Raw genomic sequence first — 16,021 nt, 5'->3', positions numbered from 1 at the left:
CAGAGCGGGCAAAATATGACAGAGTGTTAAGGGATTTTCTAAATCAAACGGGTTTTCGCGCTAGAATAGAGTCACATTGGCGCGGGACGCCGCCAGCGACGTCGGCGTGTGAGCCTGCGTCCCGTCAGTTACCAAATAGAAACCGAAACCGAAGCCGGAGTGGATGAGTCATGGATATCAATAATAAAGCGCGGGTTCACTGGGCGTGCCGCCGCGGAATGCGCGAGCTGGATATCGCCATCATGCCTTTCTTTGAACATGAGTATGATGCGCTTAACGATGCCGATAAACAGACCTTTGTCCGCCTGCTGGCCTGTGACGATCCTGAGCTATTTAAATGGCTGATGAACCAGGGTAAGCCGGATGACGCCGATCTGGCCCGCATGATTACGCTGATTCAGACGCGAAATAAAGAACGTGGTCCTTTGGCGCTGTAATGTTCACGTCTCCTGGCGTACCCAGGTGATGTTTCTGCTGGGGCACGGCGCGCTGGTACTGGCGATCCTGCTGGCGCCCTGGCCGGAAAACTACAGCGTATTCTGGCTGATTCTGCTGGTGGCGGTGATCTTTGAGTGTATCCGCAGCCAGCGCCGGATTGCGCGTAACCGCGGTGAGCTGCAGCTGCTGGCGCCGCAGGTGTGGCACTGGCAGCTGCGCGAGTGGCGCCTGGCCCGACGCCCTTGGGTTAGCGATCTGGGGGCGCTGCTGATCCTGCAGAGTACCCATGGTGCGCCGTGCCGCCGCCGTCTGTGGCTGGCGGCCGACAGCATGAGCCGCGAAGAGTGGGGGCAGCTGCGCCGCACGCTGCTCGATGCGGGCGACGATCGCGCATAGCGGGGCGCCCCGTCGGCGCGGCCGCTATAGCAGATCGGCGGTTTCTAGCATGATCTGCTGGCACCAGCGCTGGAGCCGCGCCTCGCTGAGATCGAACTGATTAACCTCGTCCAGCGCCAGGCCGGCAAACAGGCGCCCGTCGTCCAGCGTTGCCCGCGATGCGGTGAAGGTATAGCCCGCCGTCGGCCAGTAGCCGATCGGGCGGGCGCCGAGCGTCATCAGGCGATCGTGCAGCATGCCGAGCGCGTCCTGAAACCACTCTCCATACCCCAGCTGATCGCCCATGCCATACAGCGCGACGATTTTTCCTGGCAGCGGCGGCAGCGCGTCCCACGCGGCCTGCCAATCCTCCTGCAGCTCACCGAAGTCCCAGGTGGGGATCCCCATGATCAGTATGTCGTACTCCGTCATCAGCGCGGGCGGGGTGTCGCGGATGTTGTGCAGGGTGACCAGATCGGCGCCCAGAATGTCGCGAATGCTCTCGGCGGCCATCTCGGTGTAGCAGGTGCTGGAGCCATAAAAAAGACCGATTTTCATTGTGCATTTGCCATGATTGCCCAAGCGGATACGGGCAGTGTAACAGATTTGAAACCACTGACCGCATCATGTAGGCTGGCCGTCGATAAGGCGCCGCACGCAGCGTGCAGGCGGGATACCAGACAGCGATACGATGGATAAGGAGTCGGGGTGCACGAGCAGGATCAGGCGCTGATCGAACAGTTTTTGGACGCGCTGTGGCTGGAGAAAAATCTGGCGGAAAATACCTTGGCCTCCTATCGCCAGGATCTGCGCACGCTGGCCGAATGGCTGGCCTATCACGATCTCACCCTGCTTACGGCGGCGCACGGCGATCTGCAGGACTTTTTCGCCCAGCGCATGGACGGGGGCTATAAGGCGTCCAGCTCGGCCCGCCTGCTCAGCGCGCTGCGCCGCTGCTATCAGTATCTGTACCGAGAGAAGCTGCGCAGCGACGATCCGAGCGCGCTGCTGGCTTCGCCCAAGCTGCCGCAGCGGCTGCCGAAAGATCTTTCTGAAGCCCAGGTGGATGCCCTGCTACAGGCGCCCGCCATCGATACGCCGCTGGAGCTGCGTGATAAGGCGATGCTGGAGCTGCTGTACGCTACCGGTCTGCGGGTGTCCGAACTGGTGGGGCTGGCGCAGGAGGATATCAGCCTGCGCCAGGGTGTGGTACGGGTGATCGGCAAAGGCAATAAAGAGCGCCTGGTTCCCCTTGGGGAGGAGGCGATCTACTGGATTGAGTACTATCTGGAGTATGGCCGCCCGTGGCTGGTGAACGGCCAGACGGTCGCGGCGCTGTTTCCCAGCAATCGCGCCCGCCAGATGACGCGCCAGACCTTCTGGCACCGGATTAAGCACTATGCTGTCCTGGCGGGGATCGATGCGGAGCGTCTGTCGCCGCACGTGCTGCGCCATGCGTTTGCCACCCATCTGTTGAACCATGGCGCCGATTTACGTGTCGTACAGATGCTTTTGGGGCACAGCGATCTTTCTACGACCCAGATTTATACCCATGTAGCGACAGAGCGTCTGAGACAGCTACATCAACAGCATCATCCCCGCGCTTGAGCGGAGGGCAATTCAAAGGAATTCATTATGAAGAAAAGCGTGATTTGGTTGGCATTACTGGCGGCATCCTTCAGCGGCCTGGCCCGGGCAGATGATGCCGCGATCCAGCAGTCCCTGAAGAAGCTGGGGATCCAGCAGGCGCAGATCCAGGCGTCGCCGGTGGCCGGTCTGAAGACGGTCTTCAGCGAGGGCGGCGTGCTGTATGTCACGGACGATGGTAAGCATATCCTGCAGGGGCCGATGTATGACGTCAGCGGCGCGGTGCCGGAAAACGTCACCAATCAGCTGCTGATGAAGCGCCTGGACGCGCTGGCGCCGGAGATGATTGTCTATAAGGCACCGAAGCAGAAGTATGTGATCACCGTCTTTACCGATATTACCTGCGGCTACTGCCATAAGCTGCACTCCCAGATTAAGGAGTACAACGATCTGGGGATCACCGTGCGCTACCTCGCCTTCCCGCGCCAGGGGCTGGACTCCAAGGCGGAGAAGGATATGCAGTCGATCTGGTGTATGGCGGATCGCCGCAAGGCCTTCGACGACGCGCTGAAGGGGGAGGCGATTTCACCGGCGACCTGTGATGTGAACATCAAGTCTCACTATGAGCTGGGCGTGCAGTTTGGCATTCAGGGGACGCCGGCGATCGTGCTGAGCAACGGGATGGTGATCCCTGGCTATCAGGGGCCGAAAGAGATGCTGGCGATGCTGGATGCCCAGGCGCAGATGAGCCAGAAGAAAGGTTAATGTTTTGACGATTAAGACACGGCTTTGCCGGCGAGAGGCGGCGGCGGAGTGTCAGCTGCCGGACGAGATACCGCCGCTGCTGCGCCGTCTGTACGGCAACCGCGGCGTGCGCAGCGCCGCCGAGCTGGAGCGCGGAGTGAAGGGGCTGCTGTCATATCAGCAGCTGAACGGTATTGAGCGGGCGGTGACGCTGCTGCAGGAGGCGCTGGCGCAGCGTCTGCGACTGGTGATCGTCGGTGATTTTGATGCGGACGGCGCGACCAGCACCGCGCTGTCGGTGCTGGCGCTGCGCGCCATGGGCTGCGATAGCGTGCAGTATCTGGTGCCCAACCGTTTTGAGGATGGCTATGGCCTGAGCCCAGAGGTGGTCGAACAGGCCGCCGCCATGGGGGCGGAGCTGATCATGACGGTGGATAACGGCGTGTCGTCGCACGCCGGGGTCGAGGCGGCCCACGCGCGCGGGATCCGCGTGCTGGTGACCGATCACCATCTGCCGGGAGAGACGCTGCCGGCGGCGGAGGCTATCGTCAACCCGAATCTGGCCGACTGCGATTTTCCCTCCAAGTCGCTGGCCGGCGTCGGCGTCGCCTTCTATCTGATGCTGGCGCTGCGCCGTCACCTGGTCGAGCAGGGCTGGTTTGAGCAACTGGGGCGCCCTGCGCCCAATCTGGCCGATCTGCTGGATCTGGTGGCGCTGGGCACCGTGGCGGACGTGGTCGCGCTGGATACCAACAACCGTATCCTGGTGCACCAGGGGCTGAGCCGTATTCGCGCCGGGCGCTGTCGTCCGGGGATCCGCGCGCTGCTGGAGGTGGCCAAGCGCGACGCCCTGCGCCTGACCGCCAGCGATCTCGGCTTTGCCCTGGGGCCGCGCCTCAACGCCGCCGGGCGGCTGGACGATATGTCGCTGGGGGTGGCGCTGCTGCTGAGCGACGATATGCCGCAGGCGCGTGCGCTGGCCTGCGATCTGGATACGCTAAACCAGACGCGCCGCGAGATAGAGCAGGGGATGCAGAGCGAGGCGCTGGCGATCTGCGCCGGGCTGGAGCGTACCCTGACGCAGCTGCCCTATGGGCTGGCGCTCTACCATCCCGAATGGCATCAGGGCGTCGTGGGGATCCTGGCTTCGCGCATCAAAGAGCGCTTTTACCGTCCGGTGATCGCCTTTGCTCCGGCCGGAGAGGGGCTGCTAAAGGGATCGGGGCGCTCGCTGCCAGGGCTGCACATGCGCGATGCGCTAGAGCGCCTGGACACCCAGCACCCGGGGCTGATGCAGAAATTTGGCGGCCATGCGATGGCGGCGGGGCTGACCATTGAGGCGACGCGCTTTGACGACTTCCGTCATCACTTTGATGAATTGGTGGGCGAATGGCTCGATCCGGCCCAGCTGGAAGGGGTAGTGTGGTCGGACGGGGCGCTGAGCAGCGATGAGCTGACGCTGCCGGTGGCGGAGCTGCTGCGCGACGGTGGGCCCTGGGGACAGGCGTTTCCGGAGCCGACCTTTGACGGTCAGTTTCGCATTCTGCAGCAGCGCCTGGTCGGGGAGCGCCACCTTAAGCTGATGCTGGAGCCGCTGGGCGGCGGCCCGCTGCTGGACGGCATTGCGTTTAATGTGGATACCGCCCTGTGGCCGGACGCCAGCGTGCGTGAGGTGGAGCTGGCCTATCGGCTGGACATCAATGAGTACCGTGGCAATCGCAGTGTACAGTTAATGATCCAACACCTCTGGCCGCGCTGAGGTAGGGTCAGCAAAATCATGTATTGTAGAGGGGTAACGAAAGTTACCCCTCTTGTTTATTAGCATAATTAATAACTGGGGCGCGCAGATTAGTAAATTCGTTGAACTTCCGCGTTAAGTGCCGGATTTTACAGCAACAGTGCAGGATCTCTGCGTAGGGTCTGCCATTTCTGCAAACGAGTTGCTATAGTCTGTAGGGGTAATGGGATGGGGATTTAAGTTATGCCTTTGCCAGCGTGTGGCGCGATATCCCGTTACTTTGCGTTTGTCCTTTTGGCCGGGGGGCCGTATGACGGCACCGTGTTTCCCGACCGTTGCACTTTTAAAGAAGATAACAATCTATGTTTGAAATTAATCCGGTAAAACACCGTATTCAGGACCTGTCTGCGCGGACAGATGTTCTGAGGGGGTATCTTTGACTACGATGCCAAGAAAGAGCGCCTGGAAGAAGTAAACGCCGAGCTGGAACAGCCGGATGTCTGGAATGAACCGGAGCGTGCGCAGGCACTGGGCAAAGAGCGCTCCTCCCTGGAAATCATCGTCAACACCATCGATGAAATGCACCAGGGGTTGGAGGATGTATCCGGATTACTGGAGCTGGCGGTAGAGGCCGACGACGAAGAGACCTTTAACGAGGCCGTTGCCGAACTCGATCTGCTGGACGTGAAGCTGGGGCAGTTGGAATTCCGCCGCATGTTCTCCGGCGAATACGACAGCGCCGACTGCTACCTGGATATTCAGGCCGGCTCCGGGGGAACCGAAGCGCAGGACTGGGCCAGCATGCTGCTGCGTATGTATCTGCGCTGGGCTGAATCCAAGGGCTTCAAAACCGAGATTATCGAAGAATCTGAGGGTGAAGTGGCCGGCCTGAAGTCCGCCACCATCAAAATCAGCGGTGACTATGCCTACGGCTGGCTGCGTACCGAAACCGGCGTACATCGCCTGGTGCGCAAGAGTCCGTTTGACTCGGGCGGCCGCCGTCATACGTCGTTCAGCTCCGCCTTTGTTTATCCTGAAGTGGATGACGATATCGATATCGATATCAATCCGGCGGATCTGCGTATCGACGTTTACCGCGCCTCTGGCGCCGGTGGTCAGCACGTCAACAAGACGGAGTCCGCCGTGCGTATTACCCACATTCCGACCGGGCTGGTAACGCAGTGCCAGAACGACCGTTCTCAGCATAAGAACAAAGATCAGGCCATGAAGCAGATGAAAGCCAAGCTTTATGAACTTGAGATGCAAAAGAAAAATGCTGAGCGGCAGCAGATGGAAGATACCAAGTCCGATATCGGTTGGGGGAGTCAGATCCGTTCTTATGTGCTGGATGATTCCCGCATAAAAGATTTACGTACTAGCGTTGAGACACGTAATACACAGGCCGTGTTAGATGGCGACCTGGATAGGTTTATTGAGGCAAGTTTAAAAGCCGGGTTATGAGGAAACACTATGTCTGAACAACAGCAACAAGGCGCCGAACAGGCTCTGGACTTAAACAACGAAATGCAGACTCGCCGCGAAAAACTGGCGGCTCTGCGTAAGGAAGGCATCGCTTTCCCTAACGATTTCCGCCGCGACACCACCTCTGATAAGCTGCACAGCCTGTATGACGGTAAGAGCAAGGAAGAGTTGGAAGCGCTGAACGTTGAAGTTTCCGTTGCCGGGCGCATGATGACCCGCCGTATCATGGGTAAAGCCTCTTTCGTTACGCTGCAGGATATGGGTGGCCGTATTCAGCTGTATGTTGCCCGTGACGATCTGAAAGACGATGTTTACAGCGAACAGTTCAAAAAGTGGGACCTGGGTGACATCATCGGCGCACGCGGTACTCTGTTCCGTACTCAGACCGGCGAGCTGTCTATTCATTGCCACTCTATCCATCTGCTGACCAAGGCCCTGCGCCCGCTGCCGGACAAATTCCACGGTCTGTCTGACCAGGAAACCCGCTATCGCCAGCGCTATCTGGACCTGATCGCCAACGAATCTTCCCGCGAGACTTTCCGTACCCGCTCTAAGATCCTGGCCGCTATCCGCAACTTCATGGTCAACAAAGGCTTCATGGAAGTCGAAACCCCGATGATGCAGGTGATCCCGGGGGGCGCATCCGCCCGTCCGTTCATCACCCATCACAATGCGCTGGACATCGATATGTACCTGCGTATCGCGCCGGAGCTGTACCTGAAGCGTCTGGTGGTCGGTGGCTTCGAGCGCGTGTTCGAAATCAACCGTAACTTCCGTAACGAAGGCGTCTCTCCGCGTCATAACCCTGAGTTCACCATGATGGAACTCTATATGGCCTACGCGGACTACAAAGACCTGATCGTGCTGACCGAAGAGCTGTTCCGCACCATCAGCCAGGATGTTCTGGGCAGCAGCGTGGTGCAGTACGGCGATCAGACCTTCGATTTCGGCAAGCCGTTTATCAAGATGAGCATGAAAGAGGCCATCTGCCACTACCGTCCGGACATCGCCTCTGCCGATCTGGATGATATGGAGAAGGCCTGCAAGATCGCCGAGTCTCTGGGCATCAAGATCGAGAAAAGCTGGGGCCTGGGCCGCGTACAGTGCGAAATCTTTGATGAAACGGCAGAGAGCCAGCTGATTCAGCCGACCTTCATCACCGAATACCCGGCAGAGGTTTCTCCGCTGGCGCGCCGTAACGACGAGAACCCGTTCATCACCGACCGCTTTGAATTCTTCATCGGCGGCCGTGAAATCGGTAACGGCTTCTCCGAGCTGAACGACGCCGAAGATCAGGCAGAGCGTTTCCTGGATCAGGTGAAAGCCAAAGATGCCGGTGACGACGAAGCCATGTTCTACGACGAAGACTACGTGACCGCGTTGGAGCACGGCCTGCCGCCGACCGCCGGTCTGGGCGTGGGTATCGACCGTATGATGATGCTGTTCACCAACAGCCACACCATCCGTGATGTGATCCTGTTCCCGGCGATGCGTCCGCAGAAATAAGCCGGTCTTAATCGCTTATCCGCCCCGGCTATGCCGGGGCTTTTTTTTGCCGTCGCGTTGCCGCTGACGCCGGTTTTCGCCGGTTACCAGCCATAGGCAATACCGGCCCCCACGACATTCCCCTCGGCGCTGTTCCACGCAGAGGCCAGACGAATGTCGGTGCGCGGCGTGATCTGGTACTGCGCCCCGACGGCCACCGCGTTGGCGTTCTGATAGTTGGCGACGCCAACCCCAACGCTAAAGGTCTGCCGGGTGGTATAGGGAATATCGGCCATCGCGGCGACGGAGGCGATGCCGCCGTTGCTCTCGTTATGCTGGTCGGTCATCTGCTGCTGCAGCCGGTTGACCCGTCCTTCTATCGCATGGCCGAATCGGTTAAGGCGCGCATTGGCTGCCTGCATATCGTTACGCTCTGTATTGCTTAAATTACGGCTATATCCCTGCAGCTGGCTGACGTTGACCGCATCCGTCGCCTGCGTGCCTGCGCTGAGGTTGGTGAGCTGGCGCGTGCTGCCGGGGGCGCCGATAGAGACGCTGTTGACGCGCGCGGTCTGGCTGTTGGCACCGAGGGCGATGCTGTTCATATAGGATGCTTGGCTATCGTTGCCCAGCGCCATGCTGCTATACCCGGATGCCCGCCCGCTGACGCCGATGGCGGTGGAGTAGTTGGCGCTGGCCTGGGCATCGTCGCCCAGCGCTATCGCATTATCGGGCGTGGCACGCGCCCCATCGCCGAGCGCCGTGGAGTGCTGTCCTGCCAGGCTGGCGGCACCGGCGGCCAGCCCAGACTGTTGGCTGCGGCTTTCGTTACCGATGGCGACGCTGTTGGCGCCGCCGGAGTAGGATTCGGCGCCGATGGCGGTAGCGGCATCGCCGCGGGTGCGACTGCTGGCGCCGAGCGCCGTATCATAGTTACCGCCCGCGCAGTTACTGTCGTTGCCCAAATGCACATCCAGAAGCCCGCGGTGGGCGGGCGCGACGCTGGGGAGTACCGGCGCTGGCGCCGCGACGGCGCCGTCGAACGGTGAGAGGGTCAAGAGAACGGCTGTAGAAATAATACCGATGCGGAATAGGGACATCGTAATATCCTCTTTTTTATCAATGATGGCTCAAGTATTAAAACTGTTAGATATTATGATGTTGTATTTGTAATCTGCCGTTTTCTTATGCAAATTGCGCTCTGTATTTTTAGATAAGCTCCCCCAGTGTCAGTTTTCGGTTGCAAAGGTTTTCTCTGACACATTTATTGGCTATTTCAGGTGATGAATTACGTTGTGATTACTGTTTCAGGTGATGTTTTAGGTCATGTTTCAATCATCATCCTCTCGTCCGCGCGCCGAGGGCATCATGCGGCGGGGACAAAAAGGCAGAGCGTATACCGTGGAGAGGATGGGCGCGCGCGAAATGGCGAAGAAAGCGGCACATAGGCGGGCTTATAAGATATCTGCTGAAATATTCATCACTTAGCGCAGTTTTCTCTTGCTGCGGCGAGGGAAGTGACTATAATGGTTCACACATCGCGGGCGTAGTTCAATGGTAGAACGAGAGCTTCCCAAGCTCTATACGAGGGTTCGATTCCCTTCGCCCGCTCCAGATTTGCAAACCCTCGCCTCGGCGGGGGTTTTTGCTATTGGGGTTCCAGGCGCGCTCAATAACCGCCCCTGCTATAGTCCGCGGTTTTCAAGCGATAAAAAAAGGGACAGGCCGTCGCCTGTCCCATACCGTCAGAGCGGATCAGTTAAACCATCCGCTGGCCTTGTCTGCGGCGGCCTTGCCCGCATTCTCAATTCCGCTTCCCATCCGCTCCTTGAGGTGTTTATCGCCCTCGCTCTCGTTGCGAATGGCATCGCCGACGGCGGATTTGTTGCTGATTTCAGCGCGCCGTTCAGCCGCATCCAGCTGCATCTGGTTTTTCTGCTCTTCATCAACCAGCTTGCTGCGGGCATGATTACGGGCTTTGGACAGCTCCAGCTCTGCGCGGCGAGCGTCCATCTCCATTTTCATGTTCTCCAGTTCTATCTGTCGCAGCTGATCTTGGTAGGACTGTTCGCGCTGCTTATCGGCTATCCGTTCCTGATGCGCCTCTCGCTGTGCGGCAAGCTGCTGCTGCTCTCGCTTGAGGCGGGCCTGCGCGGCGGCGCGCTGGCGCTGTGCGGCGATGGCCTGTTCATGGCGTAGATGGGCCTGGCGGGCGGCTTCTTCCTGCGCCTGTCTGCTGGCTTCCTCTCTCTCCCCCTGCTGTTCGGCGGCGGCAACCGCGTTTAGCTGGGATGAAAGCGGATTGGCGCAGGTCAGCGCCGGTATAGCCAGCAGCAGGGCGATTAATGGCTTGCGCATGGTAGACCCCGCTTATGACTTTTTCGGGCAGGCCGCGTTCGGCTGGATACGGGTTTCCCCTTGTTCCATCGAGATCACCAGTGCGATACCCGGCTGGAACTGACAGGTTTCGCCAACCTGAGTCGAGGTGTAGATCTTGCTGCCCTCTTTGTAGGTCAGGGAGACGCCGTGCACCAGGACCTTGTCTTTTACCAGTGAGCCCGCCGCAGCGCCGGTCGCGGCGCCGGCGGCACCACCGGCAACGGCGCCGGCCTTGGAACCATGCCCCAGGTTGTAGCCGCCGGCGGCGCCGGCAACGGTGCCCAGGATCGCGCCGACGGTCTGAGCCATCTCTTTGTTCTCTTTATTATCTACAGCAACCTTAGCAGGCAGAATAGAAATAATATTGACGGTTTTACTCTCCTGCTTCTGATTTAGCTGCGTCGGATTATAGACATCGGCGGCGTATTGGTCTGCATTATTCATACAGCCGGAAAGGAATAAAGAGGAGGTGACTGCCAGCAGTGCACAGGAAGTGTTAAATTTCATTTAATATACCATTCTCTGTCAAAAAACGCATGACGGCGCAAGACGCCGCGGCGGAATATCGTTACGCAAGAGTTCTCTCGCCGTCTGCGACGGTGAGTGAGAGGAAGAGGAATTGGACAATCGAATTATTCTGCCAGTTTGATTATAAAAGCTGATGCATTTACATTCTAGGCGTTGATTATCGTCCCTGGTGCCCGCAAGGAACGATAGATTAATTTATAACTGATTGGATTTAACGCTTTTTATCTTCCGGAAGTGATTCTATGACCGATGCTTCATGCTGTAAACCCTGAGATTGGTGCATTGCGCTTTGGAAAACACTTAACATTTGATTTAGTGCGCTATTGCTGACTATTGATTTGCGTTAATTCGCCGCGCTGAGGTAGGTAAGGTGTAATATATAAAAAGAGTTAATGTGTTTGTCGTGAATTTAGCAATATAGATAAACTGTTAGGTTATTTGATGATGGTCAAGCTGGAGGGTGCAATAGTATAAAAATTAGTTTAATGTTGGCTTGGTTTTCTCAGTTTATTACATGGCTGTTGTGTGGTTTCTTCTATTATATTCCGTGTTGTTATTTTATGTTGTATAAATTAGCGTATTAAGCGTCATTACCGAGCGTCGCTCTGAGCCTTCGTTTGTTGGCCCGGCAGCGGATGTATATCAGGATATCGACTGCCGGGTAAACGATGTCGTGAGCGGTGTGACCTAACGGGTATACAGCGACGGCATACCCTCTGGGCGGGTCTTAAAGCGGCGGTGTAGCCAGAGGTACTGCTCCGGTGCACGCAGGATTTCGCGCTCGACGATGCGGTTCATGAAGGTGGCGGCCTGTACCATATCGTGCGCCGGGTAGCCTTCCAGCTCGGGCTCGATAATCAGCTGGTAGCCCTGAGCACCGGGTTTGCGGATCAGGACGGTGGTCAGTATCACGGCGTTGGATAGCCGGGCCAGGGTCGCGGTGCCGTTGGTGGTGGCGGCGCTGCTGACGGCAAAGAATGGCGCAAAGGAGCTGCCGCGCGGGCCGTAGTCCTGATCGGGGGCGAACCAGACCGCCTCGCCGCTTTTCAGCGCTCCGACGATCCCTTTTAGGTTTTTGCGATCCAGCATCTGCTTATTGCCGCGCGAGCGCCCGCGGGTCTGCAGGTACTCCAGCACCGGGTTGTTATGCGGGCGGTAGACCGCCATCATGGGGTTGCACAGTCCCATGACCCGTCCTCCGAGATCGAGCGACATAAAGTGGACGCCGACGACCAAGACCCCTTTTCCCTTCGCTCGCGCCGCCTGCATATGCTCCAGGCCGGAAACGTCAAACCAGCGGCGGATGCGGCGATCGGACCAAAACCAGGCGATGCCGAGCTCAAACAGAGAGATCCCCAGGGACTTAAAGTTTTCCCGGACGATGTGTTCGATCTGCGCCGGCGTTTTCTGTGGAAAGCATAGCGTCAGGTTTTGACGGGCGATGGAGGCGCGTCGGGCCATCAGTCGCATGGCGCACAGACCCAGAAAGCGTCCCAGGGCGCAGATCCAGCGGTAGGGCATCTGTACCAGCAGGTAGAGCAGGCCGATACCCAGCCATAGGCTAAAGTAGCGGGGATGCAGGAACGCCTGGCGGAAGTGAAACGGCTTTTTCATGGAAAACCTTATTTTTATCTATTGGACTGCGTATTCTTTTTATCGCGATAGCAGGATGGTGCTGCCATGACTTTTTTGATGTTATTTTTATCTGTGTCTTTGGGTGTTTTGATCTATTTAATTAATGTGCATTTATTTCCTATATATATTGACAGGTTTTATAACGTTTCTTTTGTATTATGCCTGTTTCCTGCCATGGCGACGCCGCGGGGGAGGGGGTCATGTCCGCTGGTCTCTGATTTTCAGATAAAACCGACTGTTAGCGGGTAAACGGCGCATCAGAGAAGAATGCCGGCGGGAAGATCCCGGGAGCGTAGGTCGAATAAATGCGAAATGTTTGCCCAATGGATGCAAACCAGCATCGCATTAACTCACGCACGGGGGGTTTTAGCAAGTTCTATTTTGTCAGGATAACGCGCTGGACGTAGAGGATTAGTCTGATAAATATTGTTGCGGCAGTGATATATAAAATATATTTACCGAGTGGGGCCTCAGGTTAAGCGTATCCGGGATGGCGAGGGGCGGCGTCGCCCCTCGCTTACCGACGGCGCGGACGTTAGCCGCGGTTGAGCGTGAGCACCAGCGGCTGCGCGGCGCGGGTGGTGACGCGTAGCAGGGTATTATCGCCCTGGCGGATCAGGCTGGCGCCGTGGATCGGCTGCGCCAGCTGCCAGTGGCCTTTCAGCGTCAGCTGTGCGTGCTGGGGCGCCGGCTCACTGCTGCGCCAGGGGCGGGAGTAGATGCTCACCTCTTTCTGTTTACCGTCGGCGTCGCGCTGCTCGGGATCTTCCCCCTGATACAGCGCCAGGTCCGGGTTGACGATGCTCAGGCGCAGGGTGTCTTCGCGCGGCGCCAGCATGGCCATCAGCGGCGCGTCGGCGGCGAGCAGCAGACCGTCGCCCTGACGCTGGGCGGCGCGGAAGAAGGCGTAGCCCTCCTGTCCGCTGTTCTGGTCACGGACGGCGTGCAGCGTGTCGTCCTTTTGCAGAACCCGGTAAGCGGGTGCCTGGGTGCCGGGGTCATCGATGGCGATGGCATACTCATACCCCTGCTGCTGCGGTGCGCTGCCGTGCAGCAGGCTGGCAACGGCAAACAGCCCCTGCGTCGGCGCATCGTTGCGATCGTCGAGAGAGTGCTGCTGGCGGTAGCTGACCCGCACCTGCTGACCCGCCGGCAGCCAGTAGCTGTTACCCGCCGGATCGACCAGATGGGCCGCGCCCTGCAGCGTCCGCAGGCTGTCCGGCTGATTGATTTGCTCTCCGTTGACGCCGATCGGCTGCTGCTGCGGAACGGCAAACTGGAACAGGGTGGTCTCCGTCGGGTGCTGGCGGTCGCTGTTGCTGATGCCGGAGCCCAGGGCGATCACGCGATTATCGAACAGGAAGTAAGATTTATTCGCGCGCAGACTCTCCTGCCCATACTTGCTGTGGCCGTGCAGCTTCATCGCAAACATGCTGTTGCCGTCCAGGGCGTTGGCGCCGACGTAGCTTTCCGTCGACAGCAGCATCTCTTCAATACCCGCCCCCGGCAGCTGGTTCAGCTGTGCCTTGAGCTGGGGATAGGGCAGGATCACCGTCGTGGTGCCCGGATAGCGGTTCCAGTCCCAGCCCGCGTGGCGGAATCCCTGTTGTGCCTTATCGGCCGGGATGATCTCCAACTGGCCATACTGTAGGTAGCGGCCATAGCGGTTGTTCTTCTCATAGCTTTCGTTCCCCACCAGATAGCGGCTGAAGCCGCGGGCGATGGCCAGCCAGGAACGTCCGTCGTTCTGCTGCCCTGCGCGGCGCTGTATGGCCATTGCCGCATAGTTCATCGCCCAGGCGCCGCTGGGCTCGGCCTCGGCGGCGATCGCGGCGAACTGCGTCTCTCCGGCCAGGCGGGCATAGGCGGCGGCCAGCTCCGGATCGACCGACTGGCTGCCGTCCGGGGTGCCGGCCAGCGCCATCCACTTAAACGGCGCAATGGTAATGCTGTGCAGGCCGGTGGGGTGTCGACCGCTGAGGGTCAGCGGGATCTGGGTCTCTTTGGTGTAGATGCGCATTTTGAGCAGCACCTCTTTCAGCCGCTGGTGCGCGTCCGTCGGCAGGCGGAAAGGCGAACCGCTCATGGCGTAGACCGTCGGCGCCAGCCCGCCGAAGGCGTCTTTAGCGTAGGCCGGGTAGTGCTGAGAGTGATGGAAGATAGCGCCATCGGGCTTAAAGCCGCCGCCGACCCCCTTGGAGCTCAAGACGGTTTTCGCCAGCCACTGGCGGGTCTGGGCCAGCAGCGCGTCGCGCTGGGCGGGATCCGGCAGCATCAGAATGCTCTTCACCATCCACTGCAGCTGGGTGTTGAGGATGTCCACATTGGCATCCACAATGTCGGCCTCAGGCTCAAAGATGCGCCCGGTGGCGTTGTACCACATCATGGCCTGCTGCGTCGGCGCCAACAGGTGGTGTTGGGCCAGCAGGTTGCGCTGAATAAACCAGGCGTCGAACAGCTCTCGGGTCTGATAGCCGACGTGGGTGATGATCTGGTAGCCGCTGCCGCGGGCGAAGCCCTGATCGAGCACATAGCGGGTGGTATCCAGGAACTGGCGCTGCAGCGCGTCGCGCTGCTGTGCCGTCAGGCTGTCGCTGCGCAGGTAGCGCGCGCTTTGCAGCAGCGTTTTGCCGACGTCGCGAATGGGATTTCCCGCGGTGAGGGCATCGACGGTCTGCGGGGTGAAGACCCCCTTCACCTTCATAAAGTGTTGACGGTTTGGGTGGTCGAGCGGCGTTCCGCCGAGGGTGCCGTCCGCCAGCGTACGGATGCCCAGGCGGCGGTAGGCCTCAAGGTTCTGTTCGACCTGTTCGGGGGTGACGCGGCTGTCGCTGCGGATCCCCTGGTAGTCGTCGAAGCGACGGTACAGTGAGGCGCTCGGGCCGCTGCTGTCGCTGAAGGTGACATCGAAGTTCAGGGTGGGGAAGCGCTGACGCAGCATCTCGTCATACATCAGCAGCGCACTCCAGTTTTTGCTGACCATGTCGTTGACCGCGCGATTGGCAAACGGCGTCGTGTAGTCGGGGAGCGGCCAGCGGTTATCCACCGGTACCGCCGGCATCAGCTGATCAAAATAGAGCGTGCCGGCCTGAGCCGGCGCGGTGATGGTCAGACGGTCCATCGAGGCGCTCGGCGTGCCCTGCATATCGCGGTAGGGGACGGCGATGCCGCGCCAGCCCTGAAAGTTGAGGCTGGCCTGAAACTGGGCGTCGCTGCGTTCGCCTTGGCCAAAGCGGAAGGTGAGCGCATCGTTCACGGGCCGCGCGTTGTACACCCAGACCATAAAGGTCAGCGGGGTCGCGCTGTCGGCGGCGTCGCGGTAGCGGATCGGGGTCTTCACGGTCAGGGTGGCGCCGGGCTGATAGTGCCACTGCAGCGCATGCTGTCCATCTTTGGCGCGCAGATCGCTGATGCGTAGCGTGGCATTATGGGTGGAGATCGACGTCGGCAGCGTCTGTTCAAACAGGTAGACGTGGCCGGCGCCCGGCTCCTGGCTGACCGAGGGCAGGGCGGCGTAAAGGGGAGCCGACAGACAGGTCAGCAGCCCCAGCGTGAGGGTATTGATGCCGTGATGGTTGTGCATGGGCAGGTATCCCGTAATCAAACGTGGGCGGAGCGGACGGGAAGCCC

The 16,021-nt window shown here is 59.3% G+C and carries 13 protein-coding genes and 1 tRNA gene; 8 read left to right on the top strand and 6 right to left on the bottom strand.

Annotated elements, in window-relative coordinates:
- The first annotated feature begins 170 nt into the window (after positions 1-170).
- Both sdhE and L1P05_RS14085 read left to right on the top strand, forming a co-directional pair.
- Positions 171-437 carry an FAD assembly factor SdhE gene (gene sdhE, locus L1P05_RS14090; RefSeq protein ID WP_012849755.1) on the top strand — a complete coding sequence of 89 codons (267 nt, stop codon included), beginning with the start codon at positions 171-173 and terminating at the stop codon, positions 435-437.
- A complete protein-coding gene (locus tag L1P05_RS14085; protein WP_034167931.1) occupies positions 418-834 on the top strand; it encodes a protein YgfX in 417 nt (138 codons plus the stop codon). Before sdhE ends, L1P05_RS14085 begins: the two co-directional genes overlap by 20 nt.
- A gap of 24 nt (positions 835-858) precedes the next feature.
- Here L1P05_RS14085 and fldB read toward each other — a convergent pair whose 3' ends face one another.
- Complete coding sequence (gene fldB / locus L1P05_RS14080) at positions 859-1,371, bottom strand: flavodoxin FldB (RefSeq protein WP_012849753.1); 513 nt, start codon at positions 1,369-1,371, stop codon at positions 859-861.
- 150 nt (positions 1,372-1,521) lie between these two features.
- Here fldB and xerD point away from each other — a divergent pair, with 150 nt between their 5' ends.
- The 5 genes from xerD (at position 1,522) to lysS (ending at position 7,870) form a co-directional block, all read left to right on the top strand.
- A complete protein-coding gene (gene xerD, locus L1P05_RS14075) occupies positions 1,522-2,421 on the top strand; it encodes a site-specific tyrosine recombinase XerD (protein ID WP_012849752.1) in 900 nt (299 codons plus the stop codon).
- Positions 2,422-2,448: 27 nt separating this feature from the next.
- Positions 2,449-3,165 (top strand): bifunctional protein-disulfide isomerase/oxidoreductase DsbC, encoded by a 717-nt coding sequence (dsbC, locus tag L1P05_RS14070; RefSeq protein WP_012849751.1) that lies wholly within the window; start codon positions 2,449-2,451, stop codon positions 3,163-3,165.
- 4 nt (positions 3,166-3,169) lie between these two features.
- Complete coding sequence (gene recJ, locus L1P05_RS14065) at positions 3,170-4,903, top strand: single-stranded-DNA-specific exonuclease RecJ (protein ID WP_012849750.1); 1,734 nt, start codon at positions 3,170-3,172, stop codon at positions 4,901-4,903.
- A 341-nt stretch (positions 4,904-5,244) separates the two neighbouring features.
- Positions 5,245-6,343 (top strand): peptide chain release factor 2 gene (gene prfB / locus L1P05_RS14060; RefSeq protein WP_109745893.1). Its coding sequence is split into 2 segments (ribosomal slippage): positions 5,245-5,319 and positions 5,321-6,343, totalling 1,098 coding nucleotides; the frame shifts between segments, so codons are not numbered across the junction.
- 9 nt (positions 6,344-6,352) lie between these two features.
- Positions 6,353-7,870, top strand: a complete 1,518-nt coding sequence (gene lysS, locus L1P05_RS14055; RefSeq protein ID WP_012849747.1) for a lysine--tRNA ligase — start codon at positions 6,353-6,355, stop codon at positions 7,868-7,870.
- Between the two features lie 83 nt (positions 7,871-7,953).
- Here lysS and L1P05_RS14050 read toward each other — a convergent pair whose 3' ends face one another.
- Positions 7,954-8,949 carry a YadA-like family protein gene (locus tag L1P05_RS14050; protein ID WP_012849746.1) on the bottom strand — a complete coding sequence of 332 codons (996 nt, stop codon included), beginning with the start codon at positions 8,947-8,949 and terminating at the stop codon, positions 7,954-7,956.
- A gap of 440 nt (positions 8,950-9,389) precedes the next feature.
- Here L1P05_RS14050 and L1P05_RS14045 point away from each other — a divergent pair.
- A tRNA-Gly gene (locus L1P05_RS14045) sits at positions 9,390-9,463 on the top strand.
- A gap of 141 nt (positions 9,464-9,604) precedes the next feature.
- Here the strand turns inward: L1P05_RS14045 and L1P05_RS14040 are convergent.
- The 4 genes from L1P05_RS14040 to L1P05_RS14025 form a co-directional block, all read right to left on the bottom strand.
- Positions 9,605-10,207, bottom strand: a complete 603-nt coding sequence (locus L1P05_RS14040; protein ID WP_012849745.1) for a DUF5384 family protein — start codon at positions 10,205-10,207, stop codon at positions 9,605-9,607.
- 12 nt (positions 10,208-10,219) lie between these two features.
- Positions 10,220-10,735: a hypothetical protein gene (locus L1P05_RS14035; protein WP_012849744.1), complete on the bottom strand. Its 516-nt coding sequence runs from the start codon at positions 10,733-10,735 to the stop codon at positions 10,220-10,222.
- A 708-nt stretch (positions 10,736-11,443) separates the two neighbouring features.
- Positions 11,444-12,370: an LpxL/LpxP family Kdo(2)-lipid IV(A) lauroyl/palmitoleoyl acyltransferase gene (gene lpxL / locus L1P05_RS14030; protein ID WP_012849743.1), complete on the bottom strand. Its 927-nt coding sequence runs from the start codon at positions 12,368-12,370 to the stop codon at positions 11,444-11,446.
- Between the two features lie 556 nt (positions 12,371-12,926).
- Entirely contained in the window at positions 12,927-15,974 is a 3,048-nt protein-coding gene (locus tag L1P05_RS14025; protein WP_012849741.1) for a chondroitinase family polysaccharide lyase, read from the bottom strand.
- Positions 15,975-16,021: the final 47 nt, after the last annotated feature.

The organism is Edwardsiella piscicida (genome assembly GCF_021733145.1).
Classification (GTDB): domain Bacteria; phylum Pseudomonadota; class Gammaproteobacteria; order Enterobacterales; family Enterobacteriaceae; genus Edwardsiella; species Edwardsiella piscicida.
Note: the sequence above shows the minus strand (reverse complement) of the source record. Positions and strands in the feature narration are given on the sequence as shown.